Raw genomic sequence first — 10307 nt, forward strand, 5'->3', positions numbered from 1 at the left:
ACCGAGGGGCACGGCGGCCAGGGCGGCGTTGGCGGGAACGGCGGCGGCGGCACCGACGGCTACGCACAAGGCATGAATGGCGGCAACGGCGGCAACGGCGGCAACGGCGGGGCGGCCGGCGCCGGTGGTGCTGCCGGTCAAGGTGGCGACGGCGGCAACGCAGGCAATGGCGGCAGCGCCGCATACGTTGGCCCCGATGCTTACGGCGGCGCCGGGGGCACCGGCGGCGATGGCGGTAACGCGGGCGCCGTCGGCGCCAATGGCACCACCGCCGATGGCGGGGATGGTGGCACGGGTGGCATCGGTGGTAGCGGCGGCCCGGTCGGCACACCCGGTATCAACGGAGCCGGCGGCATCGGCGGAACCCCGGGCGGGACCGACGGCACGCCCCCTTTGGCGAACGCAACCGTCCCACTGACGATGAATGGTCTTAATCAGCCGGTGGCATACATCTCCGTCAACGGCGGACCGATGGAGCCGGTAATAGTTGACACCGGATCCACTGGACTTGTCATCGAACCCCAATATGTGCCAACGCTAGGTCTTGGCAGCGAAGTTTATTCGGGTGCAGCAGGTTACAGCGGCGGGCTGTCGTATTCCTACGATACGTACGACACGACGGTGAGTTTCGGAAGTGGCCTGGTCACCTCTCCGACCGCCGTTGACCTTGTCACCCCTCAGTCGCTGCCAGCTTTCGAAAACTATTTCTCTGGCACCGATGCAGTTGGCGTTCTGGGTATCGGTCCTGATAACGGCTTCCCGGGCACCAGCACGGTGATCACAGCGTTGCCCGGCACTCTTGATCAGGGTGCACTCATCAACGAATCTCAGCACGTGCTGGAGTTCGGTCCCAACCCCTTACCCAGCACCATCTCGGTCGCCGGAGCACCGATTAGCACTCTGGAGGTAAAGATCGGTGCCGGACCCCTCGAACGCGTTTTCGTTTCAATTGATTCCGGTGGTGTGACCGGATTCATCCCGTCATCGGTGCTTGAGACCGGGCAGACCTCCGGATTCGTACCAGCGGGAATATCCATTTCGGTCTACACCGGCGACGGCCAAACGCTGCTGTACTCGTACACCACGACCGCTACCGACGGGCCATTCGTCACGACAGGAAATCAGTTCAATGCCGGCTACATACCCTTCTCCATGGGGCCGGTGTACGTGGCGGAAAGCCCGAGCGGGTTCGGGACGACAACCTTCGATTCCTGACGATCATCCGGCGGCAGGTAGTGCCGGTTTCCTGATGCACGCGTAGGCGGTGTACAGCAACGCGGCGACGAGCACGACGAACTTGATAATCGCGGCGCGGCGGGCGCGGCGCGCATTGTCATCAATGTTGTTGCCCGCCAGAACGTTTAACAGCGCAACGCCTTCAACTGCGTCGCCGGCGACGGCGGGAATGACACTAAGAGAAACCGCGGCCGGGTGGCCCAGTCGACGGCGGGCGTAATCCACCAGCAGTGCGGCAAAAGTGCCGTAGGTGGCCATGTAGCCGAAATCGAGCTGCAGTGACCGGCGCGCCGCGCGCCGGCCGTCGTCTCCCCATGCGTTCATAATTTGTTGTGCGCGTGTGGCATTGCCCGCCAATTCGAATGCAACGATGCCCGGGCCGCCGGCGCGGCGCATCTGTCGCTCCAGCGCGAGCATGGCGAATGTATAGCCGGTGGACGCCGTTGCGGCCCAGATCAGGTCACTGCGGCGTCGGCGGTTGCCGGACCCGCCTGCCACGAGGCGCTGTTGCGTAGACATTTCCGTCCTTCCTGCGGCTTGGCTGCCTACCAGGGAACCACGGGCCCACATGATCGGCACGCGAAAATAAATGGTCGCTGATTACGCGCGCGGATAACGGGTATGGCGAGTACGGCTCAAAACGCAGCGGCCTAATGCAATCGGAAGGAACGATGCTCAAGCTCGCGACTCATCACCGGAAGCGCGGCGTTGCGCCAATCGCTTTGCGGTCGTCTACCTGATCGGCGCTTGACGTGACGACACAGCGCCTACACCTCCCAGCAGCTCTTTGCTGGTCGAGGCACCAAGACACCGATCGCGGCGTACGGTTTTGACAGATCGAACAAGGATTGTGGGGAGTGACGGGTTGGCGCTGTATTCACCGGGCAGGGCGGGCATGAGCCGGTGAGCGGAATGCATGACGAGCTTGACGAGCTAGTCGAGGCTCGCGATCAGCTGGAAAAGCTGGTGCAGGTCATCGTCGGGATCGGTTCCGATTTGGACCTTGACGTGACGTTGCAGCGAATCGTCAATGCGGCGATGGAGCTGACCGGCGCCCGCTACGGAGCCTTGGGCATCCGCGACGCCGAGAGCGCTCTGGCCTCATTCGTCCACGCCGGGATCGACGACGATACAGCGCGGCGACTCGGTGAGCTGCCGGTAGGTGATGGTCTTCGCGTCGAAGATCTCAGTACTCATCCGCAGGCCGCGCAGCTGCACCAGCACCACCCGCCGATGCGGGCACTCCTGGGAATACCGATCACTGTGCGGGCAGCTCACTTCGGCGACCTTTACCTGGCCGACGACAGGCCCGGCCGGATATTTTCCGCGGCTCACGAAAGCGCCGTGCGGGCGTGGGCGTCGGCGGCCGCGGCCGCCATCGACAATGCCCGACTCTTCGAGCGAGAACGCGAATCCGCGAAATGGACAAAGGCCAGCCGTGAAATCACCACGGCGTTACTGTCCGGCGACCCACAGATGGGACCGTTGCAGCTCATCGTTAACCGGGCGCTGGAGTTGGCCGACGCTGAGCAGGCCATCTTGCTGGTTCCGAGCGAATCTGATCTGCCTGCCCACGAGGTCGACACCCTCGTCGTGGCGGCCACGGCGGGTCGGTACTCATCAGAGGTCATCGGCCAGCAGGTTCCGATGGACGCCTCCACCACAGGCGGTGTCGCGCGCCGCGGCATACCCCTGATCACCGATTCCTTCCAATATCCGATCGAGGGGTTCACCGACGTGGGTGAACGCTCGGCGATCGTCATGCCGCTGACCGCGGACGACGCGGTACTTGGCGTCATCGCCGTCGCACGCAACCCGCGACAGTCACCATTCGGCAGCGATTACCTCGAGCTCGTCAGCGACTTCGCACGACACGCTGCAATTGCGTTGGCGCTGGCAGCAAGTCGCGAACATGCGCTCAACCAGCAACTCGCCCAAGCCGACACCGTCGACGACGCCCTACGAGCCGCAGCTGAAGAACTACGTCGACTGTGGCGGGCCCGCAGCGTCCTGGCCGTCATCTTCCCGGCCCACAGATCGTTTACGGAAACCAGCTCCGGCGCGCCGGACCTGGTATCAGTCGGCGACCCCGCGACGTGGGACGACCTGTCATTCGAAACACGCGAGATGCTGACGTCGTTGCGCGACGGCGACCTACTCGCTCCCAACGCAACGCGTCCGGGAACGGCGGGGATCGCACTACAGCATCCCGAGGGCGTACTCGTCGTCTGGATCCGGTTGGCCGAAAAGCGGCCGTTCACCCTCGAGGACCAGACCTTGCTCACCGTGCTGGCAGGTCGCCTCGGCCAAGGCCTGCAACGGGTGCACCGGGTAGACCAACAGCGCGAAACCGCACTGGCGCTGCAACACGCAATCCTCGGTCCTGCTCATCTACCGCGCGGGTTCGCGGTGCGCTATCAAGCCGCCAGCCGGCCGCTGCAGGTTGGCGGGGACTGGTACGACATTGTCGACCTGGAAGACGGGCGCATCGCGTTGATTGTCGGCGACTGCGTGGGTCATGGCCTTGCCGCCGCCACCGTGATGGGACAGCTGCGCAGCGCCTGCCGCGCACTGCTGCTCGACCACCCCAGCCCACGCGCCGCGCTCGCGGGGCTGGACCGCTTCGCGGCGCGGCTACCCGGCGCCCAATGCACCACCGCTTTCTGCGGGGTGCTCAACCCCCGCACCGGTGAACTGGTGTACTCCAGCGCGGGGCATCCGCCGCCCGTTCTGGTCTATGCCGACGGCAGCACCCGGACGCTTGAAGATGGCAAAACCATTCCCTTGGGATTACGACCCGACCGGCCACGACCGGAAGCCCGCGTGACCGTGCCTGGGCGCGCAACCCTGCTGCTCTACACCGACGGTCTGGTTGAGCGCCGCGGCAGCGCACTTGACCAGGGCATCGGCCGCGCCTCTGTGCTGGTGCAGGACGGCCGCGACTCAGCACTGGACGATTTGGCAAACCGGATCATGTCTGGTCTCGCGCCCAACAACGGCTACCAAGACGACGTTGTGCTGCTGCTCTACCGCCATCCGGCGCCGTTAGAGATGGACTTCCCGGCACACGTCAGCCAGCTCGCCCCGACACGCGCCGCGTTGCGCAGCTGGCTGACCCGAGCTCGGGTGGCGCCAGATCAAGCTCATGACATGCTCGTCGCCGCCGGAGAAGCCGTCGCCAACGCCATCGAGCACGGTCATCGCGACAGCCCGGAGGGCAGCATCAGCCTGCGCGCGACTGCACTGGTCGATCACGTGCAGTTGACCATTGTCGACACCGGCTCGTGGAAGCCTCCGCAACCGGCTGATGCCAATCGCGGCCGCGGTATCACCCTTATGCGAGCGCTCATGCACGACATCGCCATTCATCCCGAAGCGGCCGGAACAACAGTTTATTTGTTCGCGAGGATCACCTGATGCCCACATTGCTCACTCTCGACACCGCGCGCGGAGACGACGGGAAGCTCGTACTGACCGCGGCGGGGGAAATTGATCTCAGCAATGTCGACACATTCACTCAAGCCCTCAGCACCGCGATCGCTGAGACAGCGAGTAGCGGCGGGAAACTCACGGTCGACCTCAGCACGGTGAAGTACCTGGACAGCGCGGCCATCAACGCGTTGTTCAACTACGCCGAGCAGATCCAGCTCATCGTCCACCCTTTCTTGATCCGCATCTTCACCATCACCGGGCTGAACGAACTGACTACGGTCGAGGCAGCAGGGGAAAGCTGAGGTACCTCTCTACCGACGACGTAAACCGCGAACGTGCTTGCGTGCCTGCATGCTTCGCCATGACACCAGCTCTGCCTGCATCGTCGCTAAAATCACCCGTTGGATCCACAAAACGACGGTCGTACTGGCACGGCGCGACGCAACTACGCCTATGTAGGCCCGCCAGCCAGTACTGGTGTATGAGTACCACATACCGAGCCATTTCCTCCAACCGGTTACGAGCAGTTTTCCTGCATGCGAACACCCGAAACTGTTCTCACGGTAGCGATTTCGCGCTGTGCACAGTCTGCCAGTCCCGCACCGACATCGCGATCAGGTGATCGGCGTGTCGGTTACGCGCTCGAAGCAACGGGCACGCGAGATAATCGCTGCCATGCCGGTCGTCGTTCGCGCGTTGTCGGCAACGTTCGCATTCCTGCTGCTGGGAGTCAGCATTGTTGCCGACGCCTCGGCGGAGCCTGTCGGCCCGGTTATCAGCGGGCACGGTGAAAAGCTGGTGGGCTGGGACACCTACCGTCATCTAGACCGGTTGCCATATTTGAGTGGCGACACACAGAGCCTGCAGGTCTCGAGCTTCGATCGAAGCGGCGGCAACTTCGACATCTCCACCGGCAACAAGAACGGCACCGGTGGCTGCCTGGCAGCCGGTGGTGCCGGTTGTGTCATCGCGGAAGATCGCGGCGCCGGTGAGATTGATTCGATCTGGTTCACTCGGGACGGCGGTAATGTGAGCGCGCTCGGAGCGATCCGCATCGAACTGGATGGGCAGACGGTGCTCGACGCACCATTGCAGTCGTTGGTCGACGGTGCGCTGGGCGCGCCGTTCGTCTGGCCTCTGGTGGCCAACGCAACGCAGTCGCCGGGAGGCGTGTACGTCAAAGTGCCGATGCCGTACCGGAAGTCGATGCGGGTCAGCGTCGCATCGCACTTGGAGTATTACCACGTCGACTATCGCAAGTTTTCCACTGCCGACGGCGTGACCACGTTCGTGCCCTCCGACCCGGCACTCGACGTCGTTGCTGCGTTCCGCGCAGCCGGCGCCGTCGACCCCAAACCAACGGCACCCACCGCAATGCACAACCGTCGCGTCAACCAGATTCCCGCCGGCAACGTGCTGCAGATCGCGGAATCGACCGGCTCAGGCGGTATCTCGGCGCTGCAGTTGCGGTTACCGCAACCGGCGGATCAACTCCTAGCGGGGCTGCGGCTGCTGATCGAGTTCGACGGCCGACCGATGGTCGACTCGCCGCTCGGGGAATTCTTCGGCGCCGGGCTGGGCACCGACACCGTGCATTCGTTGATGTTCGCGACGACCCCACAACCCGACGGATCGTTGTCGTTGGCAGCGTGGTGGCCAATGCCTTTCGCCCGCACCGCCCACGTCACTCTCGTCAACGCGACCGGTGCCCCGGTGACCGGAGTCGACAGTGATGTCGTGTTCACACCCGACCCCCAGTGGGCACCCGCGCTCGCCGGCGGCCGCGCCGGATATTTCACCGCACGTTCGCATTCCGGACCGACGACACTCGGTCAGGACTGGTTGTTCGCCGACGAACACGGCCACGGAAAGTTCGTCGGCGTGAGCCACACGATCCGCGGTGCCCGGATCAAAACGTCTTTCGGCGACGACTCTCCCTACTTCCTCGAAGGAGCCGAACGGGTCTATACCGACGGCTCTGCATCGCCGCAGTGGTATGGCACCGGCACTGAGGACTTCTACGAAGGCGGCTGGTACTTCCACAACGGCACCACCTACAGCGACCCGCTGACCGGCCAACCCGATCAGCGCACGGCCACCGGTGGCTGCGCGGATTACTGCGTCTCCGTCTATCGGCTCATGCTCGCCGAAGCGATCGACTACCGTTCCGCAATCCGATTCGGCATCGAACACGGCAAACGCAACATGGTCCAACCCGACTACAGCTCAACGGCATTCCTTTACACCCAACCCAACGCCACCATCGCCCCGAGCGACGAAGTCATCCCGGGCGATCCGGTCAGTCGACTCCTGCACGGCTACTCCGACGGCGGCGCGGGCGATCAGCTGTTGGTCAGTGAATACGAGGGCAGCGATGACACTCGCGCGGTCGCCGGCTTGGTTCACGCCACCAACGCTCCCATCACATTCCACGTCCTCATCGACCCGGATAATCACGGCATCCTGCTGCGCCGCACGTCGGACCAGGCGACCGGGTACCAATCAGCGGAGGTCGCCATCGACGGCACACCGGTCGGGACCTGGTTACAGCCCCGCAGCAACAACGCACACCGCTGGCTCGACGACACCTACCTCGTGCCCGCGCACCTGACCGCAGGCAAAAATCTTGTGGCGGTCAGCTTCATGCCGACCCCGGGTACGCCGCCGTGGACTGCCAGCCGCTATCACATCGATGCGCTATCTGTTGTCGCTGATTGACGTCTGCGCATACGCTCCCATCGGGGCGGGCATATCAGCTGTGGCGTCGCCGGCCGAGATGCCGGCTTCTTGTCGGTCGAGGCTTGCGATTGATCAGAGTGGGTAACCGTCGGTCGACCAGAACGGAGCACCATGAGCGAAAGCGTGCAGACCGGAACGATCACCACGCAAGTGCCGGCACGGCTGGACCGACTGCCCTGGGCCCGGTTCCACTGGCGCGTCGTCATCGGGCTTGGCGGTGTCTGGATTCTCGACGGGCTCGAGGTCACGATGATTGGCAACGTGTCGTCACGCCTCACCGAACGGGGCAGCGGTATCGAACTCAACCCCGCCCAGATCGGTATGTCAGCGGCGATCTACATCGCGGGGGCCTGCTTAGGCGCGTTGTTCTTTGGCCACCTGACGGACCGCTTCGGCCGGCGCAATCTGTTCATCCTGACGCTCGCGGTGTATTTGGTCGCCACTGTGGCCACCGCATTCGCTTTCGCGCCTTGGTATTTCTTCATCACGCGCTTTTTCACCGGCTCCGGAATAGGGGGCGAATACGCCGCGATCAACTCGGCAATTGATGAGCTGATCCCCGCCCGAGTGCGTGGTCGGGTGGACCTGGTGATCAACGGGACGTACTGGCTGGGCTCGGCTGGAGGAGCGGCCGGCGCGCTGGTCCTCCTCGACACGTCGAACTTTCCGGCCAACATCGGGTGGCGGCTCGCCTTCGGTATCGGCGCCATCTTCGGCATCTTCGTCCTTCTTGTCCGGCGCAACGTTCCCGAAAGTCCCCGCTGGCTGTTCATTCACGGGCGCGAGCAGGAAGCCGAACAGGTCGTCGCAGCCATAGAACAAGAAATCCAGCACGACACCGGCCAGCCACTGCCCGAACCGCAAGGACGTCCGCTCAAAGTCCGTCAGCGCGAGACCATTTCGTTCCGGGAGATCGCCAGGGTGGCGTTCAAGCTCTATCCGCGCCGCGCCGTCCTGGGATTGGCGCTGTTCATCGGGCAGGCGTTTCTGTACAACGGCGTGACCTTCAATCTCGGCACGCTGTTGAGTGGGTTCTACGGCGTCTCGTCCGGGAAGGTGCCGCTGTTCTACATCCTGTGGGCGCTCAGTAATTTCGTCGGTCCCCTGGCGCTTGGGCACCTGTTCGACACCGTCGGCCGCAAACCGATGATCACGTTGTCCTATGTCGGTTCGGCCGTGGTAGCCATCGGGCTCGCCGCGATTTTCGTGACGCAGGCCGGCGGGGTCTGGGCGTTCATCATCGTGCTCGCGGTGACGTTCTTCTTAGCATCGGCGGGTGCCAGCGCGGCTTACTTGACCGTCAGCGAGATCTTTCCGATGGAGACCAGAGCACTGGCGATCGCGTTCTTTTACGCGGTCGGCACCGCGATCGGCGGTATCACCGGTCCGTTGCTGTTCGGTCAGCTGATCAACTCGGGGGAGCGCGGCCTGGTGGTCTGGTCGTTCCTAATCGGAGCCGCGGTGATGGCCATTTCGGGGCTCGTTGAACTTTGGCTGGGTGTCGCGGCCGAGCAACGCCCGCTGGAAGAACTGGCGTTGCCGTTGACAGTGGCCGACGCTGAGCGCGAGGAGGAGTCGGGTTAACGCCGGCTGAACTTTTGTCGCATGTCGCCGCCGGGCCGGATGCGGGATGCGTCGACGACATGATTTTGCAACACTGAAGCAACTATGAGACGTCTGCTGATTCTGACAAGCGTCGCCGCCATGGTCGGTGCGGCCGCGCCGGCATACGCCGACCCCAAAGACGACGACTTCCTTTCCCAACTTCGCGCGGCTGGCCTCACCTACCAGGACCCGGCTGCTGCGATCGCTGTCGCCAAGGACGTGTGCGCGTTGGTCGACAAGGGGACGCCGGATACCGAGATTGTGAACAACCTTCAGCTGCGCAACCCGGGATTCACCGGCCACGGCGCCGCGGAGTTCACCACGATCGCAGCCGGCGAGTACTGCCCGAAATACCTGACCGGCGAGGGTAGGCCGCCGAAACCTAAAGGTGCTGAGGGCAACTAGGGCAAGCGGCTAAACCCCGCTGCGAACCACCTCGTCGGCCGTGGCGCGCATCCGCTCCGACAATCGAAGCAGATCGTGCTCGCCGACCCCGTTCTGCAGCGTGTACGCAAGGCGCCGCAACTCGACAGAGCTGTTGCGCAATTCTTCAAGGAGTCGGGACTCAGTGGTGAACATGACCTTCTTCCTCAAACGGGACGGGCGAAACGCCCGACAATTCAATTAAAAAATGTACGCAGTCCAGTGGCGTGTCCGCGAGGGGCTGCGGACCGCTTTTACGAGACGTTGACATGGGTGTTTACGCCCTCGAGCAAGCTTGCGAAGACGACTTGGCTTCGGAGGCGTCGGTCTGTCGAAGCCGACTGCAGTTCTCCCTCAGTTCGGGCCCATATGTCACGGCGCCGCAATGACATCGCCAGGTTGAGTGACGCCCGCAGGAGCATTCGGTGCTACCGACCAGCATCCGTTCTGGCCGCATCAGATGACCACGGGGACAGCGCAGTGGCGGCGGGGCCGCCGATCGACTCGACGGGAACCGAACCAGCTCACCGACCGCAATCATGGGCTGACGGTAGGCGGCCAGTCTGCGTGCGACATTAAGAATTCGGATGATCTTGCTGAGAAAGAAGGAAGTCGACCTGCGGCCCACGCAAATGACAGCGATTGTTCAATTCGGCGTAATTCAAAATTACCGGATTTAACGCTCGATATTTTCCCACCCACAGCTTTGCGCTGCCAAGTAGCCTGATCCCGTGCAAATCGGAGTACTGGGTGCAGCTCGCATCGCGCCGCCGGCGCTCATCAAACCGGCCAAAGCAAACGCCGATGTCGTGGTTGTCGCCGTCGCAGCGCGCGACGTTTCGCGTGGAAAGGCATTTGCCGCCAAACACGGC

At 63.5% G+C, this 10307-nt stretch carries 8 protein-coding genes and 1 pseudogene; 7 read left to right on the forward strand and 2 right to left on the reverse strand.

Features of this window, described 5'->3' with window-relative positions; translation table 11 throughout:
* Nucleotides 1–1215 (forward strand): PecA family PE domain-processing aspartic protease (locus tag WBF82_RS06880; RefSeq protein ID WP_424382318.1); only part of this gene is annotated, 1215 nt, incomplete at its 5' end.
* 3 nt (nt 1216–1218) lie between these two features.
* Here WBF82_RS06880 and WBF82_RS06885 read toward each other — a convergent pair.
* A complete protein-coding gene (locus WBF82_RS06885; RefSeq protein WP_424382319.1) occupies nt 1219–1755 on the reverse strand; it encodes a hypothetical protein in 537 nt (178 codons plus the stop codon).
* 393 nt (nt 1756–2148) lie between these two features.
* Here WBF82_RS06885 and WBF82_RS06890 point away from each other — a divergent pair, with 393 nt between their 5' ends.
* The 5 genes from WBF82_RS06890 (at nt 2149) to WBF82_RS06910 (ending at nt 9417) form a co-directional block, all read left to right on the forward strand.
* A complete protein-coding gene (locus WBF82_RS06890; protein ID WP_424382325.1) occupies nt 2149–4653 on the forward strand; it encodes a SpoIIE family protein phosphatase in 2505 nt (834 codons plus the stop codon).
* Nucleotides 4653–4970, forward strand: coding sequence for an STAS domain-containing protein (locus WBF82_RS06895; protein ID WP_424382320.1), 318 nt, complete (start codon nt 4653–4655; stop codon nt 4968–4970). Before WBF82_RS06890 ends, WBF82_RS06895 begins: the two co-directional genes overlap by 1 nt.
* Before the next feature lie 373 nt (nt 4971–5343).
* Nucleotides 5344–7386, forward strand: a complete 2043-nt coding sequence (locus WBF82_RS06900; RefSeq protein WP_424382321.1) for a glycoside hydrolase family 172 protein — start codon at nt 5344–5346, stop codon at nt 7384–7386.
* Nucleotides 7387–7518: 132 nt separating this feature from the next.
* The gene (locus WBF82_RS06905) at nt 7519–8991 is read left to right on the forward strand and encodes an MFS transporter (protein WP_424382322.1); all 1473 of its coding nucleotides are present in this window, start codon (nt 7519–7521) and stop codon (nt 8989–8991) included.
* Between the two features lie 84 nt (nt 8992–9075).
* On the forward strand, nt 9076–9417 hold the full coding sequence (locus WBF82_RS06910) for a DUF732 domain-containing protein (RefSeq protein WP_424382323.1): 342 nt from the start codon (nt 9076–9078) through the stop codon (nt 9415–9417).
* Nucleotides 9418–9426: 9 nt separating this feature from the next.
* On the opposite strand, the gene WBF82_RS06915 is transcribed toward WBF82_RS06910, so the two are convergent.
* Nucleotides 9427–9591, reverse strand: coding sequence for a hypothetical protein (locus WBF82_RS06915; protein ID WP_424382324.1), 165 nt, complete (start codon nt 9589–9591; stop codon nt 9427–9429).
* 575 nt (nt 9592–10166) lie between these two features.
* Here WBF82_RS06915 and WBF82_RS06920 point away from each other — a divergent pair.
* Nucleotides 10167–10307, forward strand: a pseudogene (locus WBF82_RS06920) (Gfo/Idh/MocA family protein); the annotation flags it as partial.

Origin of the sequence: Mycobacterium sp. (assembly GCF_049673265.1) — a bacterium.
Lineage (GTDB): Bacteria > Actinomycetota > Actinomycetes > Mycobacteriales > Mycobacteriaceae > Mycobacterium.